At 73.1% G+C, this 16,735-nt stretch carries 12 protein-coding genes; 8 read left to right on the top strand and 4 right to left on the bottom strand.

All coding sequences use genetic code 11. The features are described 5' to 3' along the window. Positions 1–30: 30 nt before the first annotated feature. From ACTMTJ_RS17095 to ACTMTJ_RS17085, 3 genes are all read left to right on the top strand, one after another. Positions 31–2,970 (top strand): BTAD domain-containing putative transcriptional regulator, encoded by a 2,940-nt coding sequence (locus ACTMTJ_RS17095; RefSeq protein WP_441217593.1) that lies wholly within the window; start codon positions 31–33, stop codon positions 2,968–2,970. 934 nt (positions 2,971–3,904) lie between these two features. Further along, complete coding sequence (locus ACTMTJ_RS17090; protein WP_441217591.1) at positions 3,905–4,963, top strand: PLP-dependent cysteine synthase family protein; 1,059 nt, start codon at positions 3,905–3,907, stop codon at positions 4,961–4,963. Continuing rightward, entirely contained in the window at positions 4,938–6,155 is a 1,218-nt protein-coding gene (locus ACTMTJ_RS17085) for an ATP-grasp domain-containing protein (protein WP_441217589.1), read from the top strand. The genes ACTMTJ_RS17090 and ACTMTJ_RS17085 overlap by 26 nt, the downstream gene beginning before the upstream one ends. Here ACTMTJ_RS17085 and ACTMTJ_RS17080 read toward each other — a convergent pair. The 3 genes from ACTMTJ_RS17080 to ACTMTJ_RS17070 form a co-directional block, all read right to left on the bottom strand. Further along, a complete protein-coding gene (locus ACTMTJ_RS17080) occupies positions 6,133–7,347 on the bottom strand; it encodes an MFS transporter (protein WP_441217587.1) in 1,215 nt (404 codons plus the stop codon). The genes ACTMTJ_RS17085 and ACTMTJ_RS17080 overlap by 23 nt on opposite strands. After that, a complete protein-coding gene (locus ACTMTJ_RS17075; RefSeq protein WP_441217585.1) occupies positions 7,344–8,546 on the bottom strand; it encodes a cytochrome P450 in 1,203 nt (400 codons plus the stop codon). Before ACTMTJ_RS17075 ends, ACTMTJ_RS17080 begins: the two co-directional genes overlap by 4 nt. Positions 8,547–8,697: 151 nt before the next feature. After that, positions 8,698–9,798: a hypothetical protein gene (locus tag ACTMTJ_RS17070; protein ID WP_441217583.1), complete on the bottom strand. Its 1,101-nt coding sequence runs from the start codon at positions 9,796–9,798 to the stop codon at positions 8,698–8,700. A 94-nt stretch (positions 9,799–9,892) separates the two neighbouring features. Here ACTMTJ_RS17070 and ACTMTJ_RS17065 point away from each other — a divergent pair, with 94 nt between their 5' ends. Together ACTMTJ_RS17065 and ACTMTJ_RS17060 are read left to right on the top strand one after the other, a co-directional pair. Continuing rightward, complete coding sequence (locus ACTMTJ_RS17065; RefSeq protein ID WP_441217581.1) at positions 9,893–10,642, top strand: GNAT family N-acetyltransferase; 750 nt, start codon at positions 9,893–9,895, stop codon at positions 10,640–10,642. Beyond that, a complete protein-coding gene (locus ACTMTJ_RS17060; RefSeq protein ID WP_441217579.1) occupies positions 10,627–11,562 on the top strand; it encodes an NAD(P)H-binding protein in 936 nt (311 codons plus the stop codon). Before ACTMTJ_RS17065 ends, ACTMTJ_RS17060 begins: the two co-directional genes overlap by 16 nt. Positions 11,563–11,651: 89 nt before the next feature. On the opposite strand, the gene ACTMTJ_RS17055 is transcribed toward ACTMTJ_RS17060, so the two are convergent. Beyond that, positions 11,652–12,101 (bottom strand): hypothetical protein, encoded by a 450-nt coding sequence (locus tag ACTMTJ_RS17055; protein ID WP_441217577.1) that lies wholly within the window; start codon positions 12,099–12,101, stop codon positions 11,652–11,654. Between the two features lie 227 nt (positions 12,102–12,328). On the opposite strand from ACTMTJ_RS17055, the gene ACTMTJ_RS17050 reads away from it, so the two are divergent. From ACTMTJ_RS17050 to ACTMTJ_RS17040, 3 genes are all read left to right on the top strand, one after another. Next, the gene (locus tag ACTMTJ_RS17050; RefSeq protein WP_441217575.1) at positions 12,329–12,835 is read left to right on the top strand and encodes a hypothetical protein; all 507 of its coding nucleotides are present in this window, start codon (positions 12,329–12,331) and stop codon (positions 12,833–12,835) included. 203 nt (positions 12,836–13,038) lie between these two features. Then, entirely contained in the window at positions 13,039–13,719 is a 681-nt protein-coding gene (locus ACTMTJ_RS17045; RefSeq protein ID WP_441217730.1) for a M15 family metallopeptidase, read from the top strand. Further along, positions 13,691–16,711 carry an AfsR/SARP family transcriptional regulator gene (locus ACTMTJ_RS17040; RefSeq protein WP_441217573.1) on the top strand — a complete coding sequence of 1,007 codons (3,021 nt, stop codon included), beginning with the start codon at positions 13,691–13,693 and terminating at the stop codon, positions 16,709–16,711. The genes ACTMTJ_RS17045 and ACTMTJ_RS17040 overlap by 29 nt, the downstream gene beginning before the upstream one ends. The last annotated feature ends 24 nt before the right edge of the window (positions 16,712–16,735 follow it).

Raw genomic sequence — 16,735 nt, 5'->3', positions numbered from 1 at the left:
AGGGATCTCCTACAAAAGGACTACGGTTTCGTGCGTTACCGGATCCTCGGCGAGCTCGAAGTCGCCGGCCCCAGAGGAGTCCTTCAGACGTCCGCGCCGCGACAGCTCGTCGTGTTGGCCACGCTGTTACTCGACGCCAACCACGCCGTTTCGGTCGACCGGCTCGTCGACGCGGTGTGGGACGAGACGCCGCCGCCGACCGCGCGCGGCCAGATCCAGATCTGCGTGTCCGCGCTGCGCCGGGCACTGGTAAACGCGGGCATTCCGGACGCGATCCACACCCGGCCGCCCGGCTACCTCATCCGCGTCCCGAGCGGGGAGCTCGACCTCCAGGTGTTCGGCCAGCTTGCCGCCAACGGCCGCGCCGCCGTCATGGAGCAGCGGTTCGCCGACGCCGCCAAGCTCTACCAGGAGGCGATCACGCTGTGGCGGGGCCCGCCGTTCACCGGCGTCGAGAGCCGCCTGCTGCAAGGTGCCGCGGTGGGCCTGGAGGAGCGGCGCATCGCCCTGCTGGAGGAGAGCATCGAGGTGCGGCTCCAGCTCGGCCGCCACCACGAGCTGATCGGCGAGCTGATGGCGCTGACCGCCGAAAACCCGGTACGCGAGCGGCTGCGGGCCCAGCTGATGACCGCCCTGTACCGGGACGGGCGGCAGGCCGAGGCGCTGGAGGTCTACCGGCAGGCCCGGCAGGTGTTCGTGGAGGAGCTGGGGCTGGAGCCGGGCAGCGCGCTCCAGAGCCTCGAGCGCGCGATCCTCGCCCGTGAGCTGGCACTCGACCCGGCCGAGGCGGACCCCGCCGGCGGCGGGGGTGCCGAGCGGGTGCCGGACACCGACGCGCCGCCCCGCATGCTGCCCGCCGACATCGCCGACTTCACCGGGCACGAGACGATCGTCCGTGAGCTGCGCGAGGTGCTCGCTCAGCGCGCCGACACGTCCCCGGTGGCCATCGCCGCGCTGAGCGGCAAGGGCGGGGTCGGCAAGACGACGCTCGCCGTCCACGTGGCACACCAGCTGAGCCACGACTTCCCCGACGGCCAGCTGTACGTCACGCTGCGCAGCAACGACGCCCGGCCGGTCAGCCCGGCCCAGGTGCTGGAGCGGTTCCTGCGCGCGATGGGCGTGCCCGGCTCCGCGCTGCCCAAGGGGCTCGACGAGCGCGCCGAGATGTACCGCGACCGGCTGGCCGGCCGCCGCGTGCTCGTCGTCCTCGACGACGCCACCGACGAAGACCAGGTGGCCCCCCTGCTCCCCGGCACCGGCACCAGCGCGATCGTGGTCACCAGCCGGCCACGGCTGACCCGGCTCGCCGGCGCGCACCGGGTCGACGTCGCCGTGTTCGACCTGACCCGCGCGACCGAGCTGCTGAGCAAGGTCGCCGGCGAGGATCGCGTGCACGCGGAGCCGGAGGAGGTGCGCTCGCTCGTGCGGCGCTGCGGCGGGCTGCCCCTCGCCCTCCGGATCGCCGGCGCGCGGCTGGCCGCCCGCCCACATTGGACGTTCGCCCGGCTGGTGGCCCGGCTGGAAGACGAGCGGCGCCGGCTCGACGAGCTCGACTACGGCGGGCACGGCGTCAGGTCCAGCCTCGCCGTCTCGTACGAGGCGCTCGACGAGCGCGCCAAGCGGTTGTTCCGGCGGCTGGGCGTGCTGGAGGCGTCCGACTTCGACTCCTGGACCGCCGGCGCGCTGCTCGACGAGCCGGCCGACGACGCGGAAGACGCGCTCGACGCGCTGGTGGACGCCCGCCTGCTGGACGTCGAGCGGACCGGGCGGCACGGCGTCCGATACCGCCTCCACGACCTGATCCGCGTGTACGCGCGGGAGCGTCTCGCGGTCGCGGAGGCGCCGGAGGAGCGGCGCGCGGCGCTGCGCCGGGTAAACGGCGCCTGGCTCCACCTGGCCGGTGAGGCGCACCGCCGCGAGTACGGCGGCGACTTCACGATCCTGCACGGGACGGCCGCGACCTGGCCTGTCCCCGGGACGGACGAGCTGCTCGCCGAGCCCCTCGACTGGTACGAGCGGGAGCGGTCCGCACTCGTCGCCGCCGTCCGGCAGGCGGCCGAAGCCGGGCTCGACGAGCTCTGCTGGGACCTGGCGATGAGCCTGGTGACGCTCTTCGAGGCGCGCAGCTACCACGAAGACTGGCGGGAGACCCACTACGTCGGCCTGGCCGCCACCCGCAAGGCCGGCAACCGCCGGGGCGAGGCGGCGATGCTCTACTCGCTCGGCTCGCTCAACATGCTGGAAAAGCGCTTCGACGACGCCGCGCAGCGCCTCGGCACCGCGGCGGAGATGTTCACCCAGCTGGGCGACGAGCACGGACGCGGGCTGGCCGAGCGCAACCTCGCGTACATCGACCGGGTGCGCGGCGACGCCGCGGGCGCGCTGGCGCGGTACGAACGCTCCCTCGACGACCTGCGGCGAGCCGGCGACACGATCGCGGAAGCGCACGTGCTCACCAACATCGCGCAGGTCAAGGTCGAGGCGGAAGAGTACGAGGAGGCGGAACGGCTCCTCGGGACGGCGCTGGAGATAGCACGAAAGCTCCAGGCCAAGCGGGTGGTCGCGCAGGCCCTGTACCGCCTCGGCGAGACCTACCACCACCAGGGCCAGTACACCCGTGCCGCCAGCGCGTTCGAGTCCGTACTGGAGATCGTCGACGCCACCGGCGACCGCGTCGGCGCCGCCTTCGCCCGATACGGGCTGGGCCTCGTCAAGGTGCGGCTCGGCGAGATCGGCCAGGCCGAGTCGAGCCTGCGGGCGGCGCAGCTGATGGCCGCAGAGGCGGGGGAGTCGCTGCTGGTCGCCCAGGTCCTGCTGGCACTCGGCGACGCCTACCGCACGTCCGGCCGGCTCGCGGAAGCTCTGGAACGGCTCACCGCCGCGCGCGACTGGTTCGCCCGCATCGGCGCCACACCCTGGCTCTCCCGAGCCGAGCAACTCCTCGCCGAAACCCGCGCCGCCGCCGGGTAGCGCCGCGGACTTCTTTCCCAGAAGATTTTGGGCTACCGCGATGTCCGTCGTGGTCGCTCTCCGTTGCTCCCGCGGCCTCACCCGTCCGCTGTTGCTTGCGGTTACTGCTGCGCCTCCGGCGGGGCCTCGGGCTCCGGCCGGGCCGTCCCCGGCTTGGTTCGGTTTGGGGATGTGGCTCGGCAGGTGGGCGGCACCATGATCGTTAGCCCGAAATGGGCGTGACACGGCGAAGAGCACGCCCCTATCGGGCTAACGATCATGCGATGCGGCCGCCGCGGTCTCGCATCTCCCACGTGACGGGAACATCGGGCCATGATCTGGAAGGCATCACCGAAGCGCGAGAGACACCGGGCTTGCGGAGCCTTGCTCGGCCGGGCCCCACGCCCGCCTGAAATCGCGAAAGTCGAGTGGTTGCCCCGGCGACCATGAGTCTTCTTGATCTACTTGGGTCGTCCCCGGCTGCCTGCGAGAAGGCGACAAACGGCCTAAAGCTGGCGGCGAAGGCGTCCTGAAAGCGTCGATCTCGGCGTCCGCCCCGGTGACGCGCACGCAGAAGCGGGGCAGCTCTACAGCGAAAGGGTGAGCGACCAACAGCGGATGGGTGAGGCCGCGGGAGCAGCGGTCCGGACCACGGCGGACATCGCGGTAGCTCAGAATCTTGAAATGCCTCGAGGTCACGGGCGCTGAAGCGGCCCGACCTCGGCGGGAGTCGCGCGGACGGTCAGAGGGTCTTGCCCCAGTGGGTGTCCTTCGGGGTGGTCATGGCGAGTGCGGCGCTGGATCGCGTGACAGACACGTTGGGCTCCTATCCGGTTCGGACTTTCGGTTACCTCGTACCCAACGAACGGCGACTATTGCTGGCCCTTCGTCTGACCATCGCTGGCCGGAACGGTGGCGATAGCCCGGCGATACCGTCTGCTCCCACGCTGGTCCCATGCGATTCGCATCGATCGTGGCCGCCGTCGGGCACACTCCGCTGGTCCAGCTCCGCCTTGGTCCGGGCGACGCGGTCTGCCACGCCAAGCTGGAGATGCAGAACCTCTACGGGATGAAGGACCGCGTGGCGCGGCAGGCGATCCTGCACGCGCGGGAGACCGGGGAGCTGGCGCCGGGAGCCGCGATCGTGGAGAGCTCGTCGGGCACGATGGCGCTCGGCGTGGCCCTGGTCGGCACCGCGCTCGGCCACCCCGTGCACATCGTCACCGACCCGCGTATCGACCCGATGACCCTGACCAAGCTTCAGGCGTTGGGCTGCGCCGTGCACGTCGTGCCGCGGATGACCGGCAACGGCTGGCAGAGCGCGCGGCTGGAGCGGCTCGCCGACCTGATGGCCGAGCTGCCCGGCGCGTTCTGCCCGCAGCAGTACCGCAACCCGCAGAACCCGCTGGCGTACCGGGCGCTGGCCGAGGAGCTGCTGGCCGATCTCGACCGGATCGACGTCCTCGTCGGTACGGTCGGCAGCGGCGGCTCGCTGTGCGGCACCGCCCGTGCGCTGCGCCGTCACCTCGACCGCCTGTGGGTGGTCGGCATCGACTGCACCGGGAGTGTCCTGTTCGGACAGCCCGACCGCCCGAAGCGGTTGCAGAGCGGGCTGGGCAACAGCCTGATCCCGGCCAACCTCGACCTGGACCAGATCGACGAGGTGCACTGGCTCAACGACCGGGAGGCGTTCGAGGCGACCTCGCGGCTCGCCGCCGAGCAGGCCATCTTCGGCGGCAACACCTCCGGCTCGGTGTACCGCGTGCTGCGGCACCTGGCCCGCGAGCGCGGTCCCGGCGCGAGCGTCGTCGGCCTGCTCCCGGACCGCGGCGACCGCTACCACGCGAGCGTCTACAGCGAGGACTACCGCCGCGAGCACCGGCTGCACGAGCTGGCGACCCGGGACGAGCCGGAGCTGGTGACCTGGCGGACCGAGGTCGGCGCGTGGTCCCGCGCGCTGGTGCCGCCGGAAGCGGAGAGGAGTCGGGTTGCCCAGGCGGCTGCTGTTCGTTGAGTCGAACACCACCGGCACCGGGATGCTCGCGCTGGACATCACGCGACGCCTCGGGCTGGAGCCGGTGTTCCTCACCGGTGACCCCGGCCGTTACCGGGGCCTGGACGACACCGGCGCGGAGGTGGTCGGCTGCGACACCAACGACGCCGGCGAGCTGCTGCGCGCGGCCGCGCGCGTGCCCGACGTGGCGGGCGTGACCACGACCAGCGAGTTCTATCTCCAGGCGGTCGCGGAGGTGGCACAGGCGTTCGGCCTGCCCGGCAACCCGCCCGACGTCGTGCGGGTCTGCCGCGACAAGGCCGCGGTGCGCCGGGCGATGGCGGCTCGCGGCGTGCACCAGCCCCGGTTCGCGGAGGTGCGGTCGCCCGGCGAGGTGCCGGCGGCGGTGGCACACACCGGATCGCCGTACGTGCTCAAGCCGGTCGACGACTCGGGTTCGGTCAACGTCCGGATCTGCACCGAGGTGGCGGAGGGGATCGTGCACGCGGCGACGATCCTGGCGGTCCGGACCAACGTACGCGGCCAGCCGGCGGCCGGGGCGGCGCTCGTCGAGCAGTACGTCAACGGCGCGGAGTTCAGCGTCGAGATGTTCAGCGCGGGCGGGCGGGCCCACTGCGTCGGCGTCACCCGCAAGGCGGTGAGCCCGTCCCCGTACTGCGTGGAGACCGGCCACGTCTACCCGGCCGACGTCGACGCGGCGACCGGGGAGGCGTTGGTCGGCGCCGCCCGCGCGGTCCTCGACGCCACCGGCGTCCACTTCGGACCGACGCACACCGAGCTGCGGCTCGGCCCCGACGGCCCGGTCGTGATCGAGCTCAACTGCCGGCTCGCCGGCGGCATGATCCCCGAGCTGGTCCGGCTGTCGACCGGGGTCGACCTCATCGAGCAACAGCTGCGCTGCGCCACCGGCGAGCCACTCCGGCTGCCCGAGATGCGCACCGGCCGGTGGGCCGGGATCCGGTTCGTCACCGCGCCCCGGCGGGGCGTCTTCGCGGGCGTGACCGGGATCGAACAGGCCCGCCGGCATCCCGGCGTGGTGCGCGCGGCGGTCACGATGCGTCCGGGCACCGCGGTCGACCGGCCGCGAAACGCGTACGACCGGATCGGCTACGTCATCGTGGCCGGCGACTCGCCCGCCGGGGTGGCCGACGCGCTGGCCGCCACGAGCCTCATCGAACCGATCCTGCGGTAGCGGTCTGGGTCAGCGGCGAGCGCAGCAGCCAGAGCGCCGACACGCTGATGCCGGCGGCGGCGGCGAAGAGGGCACCGCGGGCACCCAGCCACGTGCCGAGAACCCCGCCGACCATGCCACCCACCGGCACCGAAGCCCAGGCGAGCACCCGGATGGCCGCGCCCACCCGGCCGAGCGTCCCCTGTGGACAGATGACCTGGCGGAGGCTCAGCTGGGTGACGCTGTAGAGGGCGCCGCCGTAGCCGAGACCGAACCAGCCGGCGGCGAACAGGACGGCCCGCCAACCCGGCCCGGTCAGGGGCAGCAGGAAGGCGAGCGGTTGGGTGGCCACAAGGGACAGCCAGATCGTCCGGTACGAGCCGAGGCGTGCCGTCCACACCCGCGCGGTCGCCGCGGCCGCCAGCCCGCCGGCACCGGTCGCGCCGAGGATCAGACCGACCGCCCCCGGCGACAGGCCGATGTCGCGGGTCAGGAAGTACACCGCGAGGGCCGCCAGCATCGACATCCACAGGTTGACCCAGCTGGAGCAGCAGGCGATCGCCCGCAGCACCGGATCCCGGCCGACCCACCGTAGCCCGTCGACCATTCCGGCGAGGACCGCCCGGTTACCCGATCCGCTCCGGGCCGGCTCCGGATCGCACCGCATCCCGCGCAGGGTGGCCGCGGAGCCGAGCAGCAGGGCGGCCGACCCGAGCAGGGTGCCGCCCGCACCGGCGACGGCCACCATCACGCCGCCGGCACTCGACCCGGACACCGTGGCGGCCGACTGGCTCGCCTGCATCCGGGCGTTGGCGTCGACGAGCCGGTCCGGCTGTACGAGCGCGGGCAGGTAGGCCTGCTGGGCGAGGTCGAAGAACACCGTGGCGACGCCCATCACCAGGGCCACGGCGACGAGCTGACCCAGGGTGAGCCACCCGGCCGCGAGCGCCACCGGGACGGTCAGCAGCGCGAGCACGCGGGCGAGGGAGGCGGCGATCATCAACGGCCGGCGCCGGACGCGGTCGACGACGACCCCGGCCGGCAACCCGACCAGCAGGACCCCGACGGTCTGCGCCGCCGCGAGCACGCCCATGTCCAGCGGTGTCGCGCCGAGCCCCCGCACCGCCAGCAGCGGGATCCCGATCTGCGCGATCCGGGCGCCCAGCAGGCTGGCGGTGGTCGCGGTCCACAGCCTGGTGAAGTCACCGGTCACCAGGCGATCGGCAGCTCGGCCGGTCCGCGCCCGGACAGGCCGGCCTTCCACGGCACGTCCTCCACCTCCACGCCGAGCCGCAGCGCGGGGAACTTGTCCATCAGCGCGCGGATGGCCTCCTGGAGCTCCATGCGCGCCAGTGACGAGCCGAGGCAGTGGTGCACGCCGGGGCCGAAGACGACGTGCGGGTTCGGGGTGCGACCGAGGTCGAGCGTGGTGGGGTCGTGGAACACGCGCGGATCCCGGTTGGCCGCCGCGGTGGAGACCATCACGGCGTCGCCGCGACGGACCAGCACACCGCTGATCGTCACGTCCTCCTTGGCGATCAGCGCGAGGCTCACCCCGGTGCCGATCACGACGTAGCGGAGCAACTCCTCCATGGCGGTGGGAAACAGCTCCGGCGGGATGCCACGCAGCCGATCCAGAAGTCCGGGGCGGGCCAGCAGCGTGTAGATGATGTTGGCCAGCTGGTTCGCCGTGTTTTCGTGCCCGGCCACGAGCAGCACGCCCACGAACGTGAGGAGCTCCTCCTCGCTGAGCAACCGGCCGTCGTCGCGGGCGCGGACCAGCGCGCCGAGCAGGTCGTCGGTGGGACGTTCGCGGCGTTCCGCCACGAGCTCGGCGACGTAGTCGGAGAACTCGTCGATCGCCTGGTCGACCTCTTCGGGCGTACACGCGGTCGTGGACGTCAACGCCACGACCCAGCCCCGGAACCGGCCCCGGTCCTCGTACGGGACGCCGATCAGTTCGCAGATCACCATCGTGGGCAGCGGCAGCGTGAAGTGCCGCACCAGGTCGGCCGGTGCGCCGTTCTCGGCCATCGCGGTCAGCAACTCGTCCGCGTGTGCCGCCACGTGTGGCCGCAGCTGCTCCACCCGCCGGGTCGTGAACGCCTGTGCCACAAGCCGGCGCAGTCTCGTGTGGTCGGGCGGGTCGGTCAGCAGGATCGACGCCTGCCCGCTGGGCAAGGGCTTCATCCGCGGGACGCCGGGGCCGGTCGCCTGAGCCCGGCTGAACCGCGGGTCGGACAGTACGAACCGGACATCCTCGTGACGGGTGACCAGCCAGGCCTCGCCGTCGTACGGCAGCTTGATCCGCGACACCGGCTCGTGCTCGCGCAGCTCCTCCAGGAGCGGGTCGACATCGAGCTTGTGCGGAACACTGAACGGGTACGTGCGCACCGTGCTCTCGGTGATCACTGGCCCTCCATCCTCGTCGTCGATTGGTGTGCGCCGCGGACCGGCGGGAAGGAGCAGCCGGGCCGCGGCGCACGCGTGTCAGCAGGCCGCTAGCTCGTCGTGCCCGCCGTGCCGGACGGCTTCGAGCCGGTTGGCTTCGAGCCCGCCTTCTTCACCCGGAACTGTGCGTCGACAATGTGCCGCATCGGTCCACCTCCCTCCCACCGCTCGCCGTTGACAGGACGCGGGCGTGTTCGACGGCCCGCGTCAGGTCCTCGTCGGTGACCTCCGGCCGCTCCAGCAGCAGGCAGGTCCCCATCGGCGTCGTGGCCAGGTCCAAACCGGACCGGCGGTGTACCACCAGCCGCGGCCCCTCGCCTCGCGCCGCGTCCAGCGGTAGTCCGAATCGTGTGGCGTAGATACCCGGTCGACCCGTCCGGCGCCGGGCCGTCTCCTCCCGCGCCAGTGGCCGCAGACGCGCCAAGGTGTGTCCCCAGGCCGCGGAGAGCGGCACCCGCTCGTCCGTGCTCGCGACGAGCCGGCACAGCTCCGGGGCGAGCGCCAGCTCCGCCGCGTGGCCGCAGACCACGTCGGCGAGCCGGTCACCCAGCCGCGACTCCAGGGCCCGCGCGAGGACCAGCAGGTCGAGCCGGTCCTTCGCCCGGAACTTGTGCTGGAACCGTTCCTCGGCCACCGCGAACAGACCGGCCAGGTCGTCCGGCCCGGGTGCCCGCACGCGCAGCGGGACACGCTTGAGATCCCCGCCGAACGCGTAGGTGGTGATGTCGACGCCCATCGGCTTGTCCAGGAAGGGCTCCTCGGCGGGCCACTTCAGAAACACCGCGACGTGCGTCTCCCCGCCGGACCGGAGCACGCTGACGCACCGCGGCACCGCGCCGAGACGCTCGCGCAGGTCCAGCGCGGCGTTCCACAGGGCGTCCTCGTCGGGTGCGACGAGGTCGCAGTCGCCCGACTGCCGCAGCAGGCCGGGCGGCATGTATGCGGCGATCCGCGCGCCCTTCAGCACCCGCAGCCCGTAAGCCGTCGCCAACCGGTCGCCAAGCCCGTGCAGCTCCGCCACGCGACGCCGGACCCGGTCCAGGTAGGACCGTGCGCCCGCACCGATCGCGATACCCCGGAGGGTGGCGGAGGACAGCCAGGTGGCGAGGATCCGCGCGCGACTGGCCGCGTCCGCCGCCTGCCAAGCCGGCAAGCCGGGCGGCAAGCCCAACAAGCGCTCGACCACATCGGGATCAAGCGAATCCTCGTTCATACGGGCACTTTCGAGCCGCCGGTTATCTTCCGGGTCTCGCCGCGCTATCGACCCGGGGCAGGGGCGGGAGGATCGACCAGGCAGGATGGCCACCATGACGAGCGGAGCTGACACCGTAGGCCTGGCCGGGGCGCCGTTGCTACAGGCCCGTAACTCCGCCGCCTTCTGGGCGGCCACCGGGCGGTCGCGCGGCCACGAGGTGATCCGCCGTCCCGGCTTCCTCGCCGTCGCCGGTGACGAGCGCGCGGGCACGCGCGTGCTGATCCAGGAGCCCGACCTCGACGCGGGCGCGCTGGCCGAGATCACCGAGCTGGCCCGCCAGGCCCCGGGCCCGGTGGACGCCGAGGATCCGTTCAGCGCGACCGATCTGAGCCACCTGGGCATGCGCAGCTGGCAGATGCCGGTCATGCTGCGACAGCCCGGCCCGGTCGCCGCACCGGCGATGAGCGTGACCCGGGTGCGCGACGAGGAAGACCTGCGCGGGGCCGAGCGTGCCGTGATCTCCGGCTTCGAGCTGACCAGGTTCGAGCCCTATCGCGGCGGCGAGATGTTTCCGATGGCGCTGCTCGACCAGCCCGGTGTGGACGTGTTCGTCGCCCACCTCGACGGCGAGGTCGCCGGTGCGTGCGTCACCGTCGTGGCGAACGGCTTCGGCAGCCACTACTGGGTCGGCACGCCGCCGGCCTTCCGCTCCCGCGGCGTGGGGCGGGCGGTGATGCTCGGCTCCCTCGCTCCTCTGGTGGACCTGCCGGTCACGCTCACGTCCTCGCGACTGGGCCGGCCGCTGTACGAGTCGCTCGGCTTCGCCGCCGCGGCGCCGTCGACGTGGTGGTCGTCGCGCTGATGCGGATCGTCGTGGTGGGTGGCAGTGGTTTGATCGGCGCTCACGTCGTAGACGTGCTGCGCGAGCGGGGACACGCGGCGACCGCGGTGGCGCGCACCGCGCATCCGGGCGTCGATCAGGTGCTCGATCTCGGGTCCGCCTCGGTCGACGAGCTGCGGGCACTCCTCGCCGGCCACGACGGTGTGGTGTACGCGGCCCGCACGGACGAGCAGCGACCGCTGCGCAAGCCGATCTATCCGGTGTTTCGCCGGAGCATGGTCGAGCCGGTGGTGCGCCTGTTCACCGCGGCCCGGCAGGAGGGGCTCACCCGCGGGGTCGTCATGGGCTCCTACTACACCTACTTCGACCGCCTGCATCCACAGTGGAGACTCGCGGCCCGCCACACCTACATCCGGTGCCGGGTCGAGCAGGCACGCGAGGGACGCGCGGCCGCCGGCGCCGACCTTCCGGTCGCCGTGATCGAGCTGCCGTTCGTCTTCGGCCGGGCCGGCGACCGGCTGCCGAACTGGTCCGGTCCGCTGGACCGGTGGGCCAGGTCCCGACTACCCCTCGTCGTGCCCACCGGCGGGACCGCCGCGGTCTCGGCGCGCGGCGTGGCCGAGGTCGCGGTCGACGCCCTGGAGCAGCGCAGCGGCGGCGACATCCCGGTCGCGGACGAAAACCTGACCTGGCGCGACATGGTCGCGCGCATCGCCGAGGCGGTCGGCCGGCGACGCCGCGTCGCTCGCCTTCCCACCGGCGTCGCGGGCGCCGCCCTGCGGCTCGGCGGCGTGCTACAGGCCCTCGGGCGCAAGGAGTCGGGCGTCAATCCAGCCCACGCCGCCGACCTCCTGCTCGCCGAACTGTTCGTCGAGCCGGCGACCGGTCGGTCACTCGACCCGGCGCTGCGCCAGACCTTCACCGGCCCGGCCCAAGGCTGACAACGTCTCCGGGCTGCCCGTGTCGAGGGCTGTACGCGGTGGTACCCGGCTGCCCTGGGAGGGTGGCCGGGTACCAGGTTTGCCGGTGGCTACGGGGTGACGTCCGCGCACGGGGCGGTGCCGCTCACGACGCAGTTGGTGGGCGGGCTGCCGATGCCTCCCAACGGCAGGGTGATCTGGAAGGTGCCGCCCGGCCGGATCGGGTACGGGTCGGTGGACGCCCGGCTGACCGTGATGTGGCGGCCGTTCGGGATGTTGGCGATCTGTATCCGGACGAACGGCGACGGCCACGGTGTCGGCCAGGTGTCCAGCGGCAGGTCGAACTCCACCCGCCAGTCGTAGTCGGGTTCGCTGGTGTCGTTCGTGACCACGAAGGTCAGGATGTGGAACGTGTGCCCGTTGTGCACCTTGCTGGTGCGCGCGTACGTGGCCGTGGCGGCATTGGCGACCGCGGCCGGTGCTAGGGCCATCAGCGCGCCGGTCAGGGCGGCGGTGGCGACGAGGAGGGGGCGGCGGAATGCCCCGCGTCGAAGAATCATGGTCAACAGTGTGATAGGCGTCAATGGGTGGCAACAGGATCGATCGACTGATGTAACTCCACATGGCCTTGTGCTATTAACGATAGGGCGATCTTCGTGATGCAGAAGTAGAAGTGTGCGGGATGCAGAAAAGTCGAGTAGCTATTTAGCTGATTTCAAGTCATCGCTGAGACGATTGTCGTCAGATCGGTGCTTGTCTCGTGTCGGTGAAAAGGGGAGGCTCACACATGTCATCCACCAAGCGGCGCGGCTTATTGAGGTCGCTTGTCACGTCGCTCGTGCTGCTGGCGGGCGTTCTGGCGCCCGTCGGCCCGGCGCAGGCGGCGTGGGGCACCACCGTTCCCGTGACGATCCAGGTCGTGGGCTACTTCAACGGCTACACGCTCAACCTGGGTCGGGCGGAGGGCTCGGTGCAGTTCGACGACGGCGGCAGCGCGTTCCGGTATTCGTTCACCTTCTGCCGGCAGTCCAGCTACCAGTTGCCGTACATGCGGATCTCGGCGAATGTGACCTACAGCGGTGGCCAGCGCCACGCCACGCCGCTCGCCACCGTCCACGCGTCCTACACGGGGAGCTCGACCACGCAGCCCTGCTACTCGTCCGTCGGCACGGCCGCGGGCGAAAGCAGCTATCCGAACTTCTACAATCTCGAGCTCCAGCTATTCGGCAGCACGTTCGTCGGCCAGAGCCATGTGGAATTCATGGAGGACCAGACGCTCTACAACCCGTACTGACGGATCCCTCCGTCCGGGCCCGGCCGCCGAGCGCGGCCGGGCCCGGCGCGCGTGGGCAACACCGCGGGTGCTCGCCGGCCGTGAAGTCGAATTGAAGGCGGCGCGCGTTACGGTCGCCTCGTTGCAGAGCGATTGCAGCGGTCCTCCAGCCGCCCAGGTCAGCATGCCCGCCTGGGGAGGCGAGCGGAGGACCGGTGACCGACATGGTGTTGCTCAGCGACGAGCGGATCGCGGCCGTGCCCGTGCGGGATTGCGGCGAGCCACTCGTCGACCTGCGGACGGTGGGGGAGTTCGATGTGGACGACCGGCAGGCCGACCCCGACGGCTGGTACGCCCAGGTGCGCATCGGCGTCGCCGGGCGGCTGCGGGCCGCGCAACGGGCGTTGCCGGCGGGATACCGGCTGGTGCTCGTCGAGGGCTACCGCCCGCCGGAGCTCCAGGAGCGGTACTTCGCCGAGCACGTCGGGTTCCTGACCGGGCGATACCCGGGCCTGCCGGCGGCGCTGGTGCGGGAGCGGGCCAGCGCGTACATCGCGCCGCCGGAGGTGGCGCCGCACCCGACCGGCGGGGCGGTCGACGTCACGCTGCGCGGCCCGGACGGATCGCTCTGCTGGATGGGCACCGAGGTCAACGCCTCGCCCGAGGAGAGTGACGGCGCCTGCTACACGGACGCGCCGAACATCACCGCGGGCAGCCGCGCCAACCGCACGACGTTGCGGGCGGCGATGGGCGTCGGCGGCTTCGTCAACTACCCCACCGAGTGGTGGCACTGGTCGGTGGGGGAGCGGTACTGGGCGTTCGTGACCGGCGCGGGATCCGCCCGGTACGGCCGGCTGGCGGCGGCACGGGGGATCGATGGAATTCCGCCTCCTCGGGGCACCTGAGGTCTGGTTGGACGGCCGGCGGCTGGAGCTGACCGCCGGTAAGCCGGTGGCACTGCTCGCCGCCGGGCTGTTGCGGGCCAACCGGATCGTGTCGACGGCGTCCCTTGTGGACGCGATCTGGGGCGACGCGCCGCCGGCGACGGCCGCGGCGCTGGTGCAGACGTACGTCTCGAACCTGCGGCGCACCCTGCACACCGGCGGGCGGCAGGTGATCGTGACCCGCCCGCCCGGCTACCTCTTCGACGTGGTGCCGGACGCCGTGGACGTGGCCCGCTTCGAGGCGCTCGCCGCCGACGGGCGCGCGGCCGCCGCCGAGGGCCGGTACGGGCCGGCGGCCGAGACGCTCCGGTCCGCGTTGGACATCTGGCGGGGACCGGCGCTCGACGGCCTCAACAGCGCGATCCTGCGGCAGGCCGCGAACGGACTGGACGAGCTGCGCCTCACCGTCATCGAGGAGCGGGTGGCGGCCGAGCTGCGGCTGGGCCGGCTGGCCGCGCTGGCCGCCGAGCTCGCCGCCCTCGTCGCCACGTACCCGCTGCGGGAGACGCTGCGCGCGCAGCAGATGCTCGTGCTGTACCGGCTGGGGCGCCCCGCCGACGCCTTGGAGGCGTACCGGCGGGCCCGGCAGGTGCTCCGTGACGAGCTCGGTGTCGAGCCCGGCGCGGAGCTGCGCCGCCTGCACCAGGCGATCCTGCGGGAAGACTCGGCCCTGACCGGCGAACCGGCCGCCAGGAAGGCGCCGCCGCCGGCCGAGCCGGTCACGCCCGATCAGGTACCCCGCCAGCTGCCGACCCAGGCGGGCGAGCTGGTCGGCCGCGACGCGGAGGCGGCGGCGCTCGCCGAGGCGCTGCGCACGGCGGCCACCGGCGACCGTCCAGTGTGCTGCGTCATCACCGGCAAGGCGGGCAGCGGCAAGACCGCGCTGGCCACGGCGGTCGCGCACGGGGTGAGCGACGCGTTCCCGGACGGGCAGCTGTACGCGATGTTCGGCGGCGCCGGCCCCGCGGAGACCCGTGAGGTCCTCGGCGCGTTCCTGCGCGCGCTCGGCGAGCCGGCGGCGCAGCTGCCCGAGTCCGTGGAGGAACGGGGTGCGCTGTTCCGCAGCCGGATCGCCGGCCGGCGGGTGCTCGTCGTGCTCGACAACGCCGGTTCGGAGGCGCAGATCCGGCCGCTGCTGCCGGCGCACGGCGGCGGCGGGGTCGTGCTCACCAGCCGCACCGCGCTGCTGGGCCTGGAGGCGCGGTGCCACCTGACCCTGGACGTCCTGGCGCCGGACGACGCGCTCCGGCTGCTGGCCCGGCTCGTCGGCGCCGACCGGACCTCGGCGGAGCCGGACGCGGCCGAGGAGATCGTCCAGCTGTGCGGCGGGCTGCCGCTGGCCATCCGCACGGTCGGCGCCCGGCTCGCCCTGCGGCGGCGGTGGCCGCTGAGCGTGCTCGCCGGCCGGCTCCGCCACGAGCACCGGCGCCTCGACGAGCTCGTCGCCGGTGACCTGGAGGTCCGGGCCAGCCTCCAGCTCAGCTACGCCGGCATGGCCGACCCGGTGCGGCTGGCGTTTCGCCGGCTCGGCGTCGTGGGCCCGGCGCAGTTCTCGCCGTGGCTGCTCGCCCCGCTGCTCGACGTCACCGCGGCCAAGGCGGAGTACGTCGCCGACCTGCTGACCGACGCCCTGCTCATCGACGCCACCGGGGTCGCCGTCGACGGCCACCCGCGATACGTCATCCACGAGCTGACCCGACTCTTCGCCCGGGAACGGGCCGAGGCCGAGGAGCCCACCGAGGAACAGCGCCGGGCCGTCGAACGCCTCGGCGGGCTGCTGCTCGGCCTGATCGACGAGCTGCGGATCCGCACGCCGGGCGGGGGTGGCCGCGGCGCGTTGGGCGCGCGACCGGCGCGCACCCTGGCGGTCCCGCTGCCCGACGACGTACCGGCCTGGTTGGAGCAGGAGCGCTCCGTGCTGGTGCGGACCGTGGTGCGGGCCAGCGAGCTCGGCCTGCACCGGCTCGCCTGCGAGCTGAGCGCGGCGCTGCTGTCCTCGTTCCGCCTGCGCAACAGCTTCGACGCCTGGTGGCGCACGCACGAGGCGGCACTCGGCGCCGCGCGTACGGCCGGCGACCGGCTCAGCGAGGCGATCCTCCTCCGTGGACTCGGGCAGCTGCGGTACCAGCAGGACCGCCTGGCCGACGCCGCCGACCTGTACGGGCAGGCGCTCGCCACGTTCCGCGCCGAAGGCGACGTGGGCGGGGAGGCGGACTGCCTGATCGGTGTCGCCGCCGCGTACCGCGAGCTGGGCCGCTTCGGGCCGGCCCGGCAGCTGCTCGACGAGGCCGGCGTGCTGTACGCGCGGCTCGGCGACCGCGCCGGCCTGGCCGAGTGCGCCTACGGCATCGGCTACGTCGACCGGGAGGTCGGCGACATCGCCGGCTCGCTGGCGGTGCTGGAGCGCGCGCTGGCCGCGTACCGGGCGACCGGCGACCCGCGCGGCGAGGGCCTGACCCTGCGCTCGATGGCGCTCACCCACCGGGCGGCCGGGGCGCTCGCCGAGGCCGAGCGGCTGTCGGTGGAGGCGATCGCGATGCTCGCCGGCATCGGGGACGACCTGCTCGTCGCGTACGGCCGGCAGTGCCTGGCGAAAGTCCACATCAGACAGGGGCGGATCGGGGCGGCGGCGGAGCCCCTGCGCGAGGCGCTGGCCGTCTGCACCACCCTCGGCGACCGCTTCGGCGAGGCGCTCGTGCGCCGGACGATCGGCGAGCTGCACCTGGCCGGCGGCGACCTCGACCGCGCGGCCGAGCACCTGAGCGCCGCGCGGGAGCACTGGGCCGCGATGGGCCTGGACCTGTTCCGGGCCCGCGCCGAGCGCGACCTGGCCGAGGTGTACCGGCGCCGCGGCGACCACGCCGCCGCCGGCGAAACGCGTGCGCTGGCACTCGCGACGTTCGAGCGGTGCGGCAGCCGCGAACGGCTCGAGCTGGCTGTACAGGCGGGCTGAAGCCGGCCTGCTGCGCCGCTGAAG

This window comes from Phytohabitans sp. LJ34 (genome assembly GCF_052068095.1).
Classification (GTDB): Bacteria; Actinomycetota; Actinomycetes; order Mycobacteriales; family Micromonosporaceae; genus Phytohabitans.
Note: the sequence above shows the minus strand (reverse complement) of the source record. Positions and strands in the feature narration are given on the sequence as shown.

Bases quoted from the DNA above. Each gene is read 5' to 3' on its own strand.
- ACTMTJ_RS17055 (WP_441217577.1), bottom strand. From the start codon at position 12,101: ATGATTCTTCGACGCGGGGCATTCCGCCGCCCCCTCCTCGTCGCCACC.
- ACTMTJ_RS17040 (WP_441217573.1), top strand. From the start codon at position 13,691: ATGGAATTCCGCCTCCTCGGGGCACCTGAGGTCTGGTTGGACGGCCGG.
- ACTMTJ_RS17070 (WP_441217583.1), bottom strand. From the start codon at position 9,798: ATGAACGAGGATTCGCTTGATCCCGATGTGGTCGAGCGCTTGTTGGGC.
- ACTMTJ_RS17065 (WP_441217581.1), top strand. From the start codon at position 9,893: ATGACGAGCGGAGCTGACACCGTAGGCCTGGCCGGGGCGCCGTTGCTA.
- ACTMTJ_RS17045 (WP_441217730.1), top strand. From the start codon at position 13,039: ATGGTGTTGCTCAGCGACGAGCGGATCGCGGCCGTGCCCGTGCGGGAT.
- ACTMTJ_RS17050 (WP_441217575.1), top strand. From the start codon at position 12,329: ATGTCATCCACCAAGCGGCGCGGCTTATTGAGGTCGCTTGTCACGTCG.
- ACTMTJ_RS17090 (WP_441217591.1), top strand. From the start codon at position 3,905: ATGCGATTCGCATCGATCGTGGCCGCCGTCGGGCACACTCCGCTGGTC.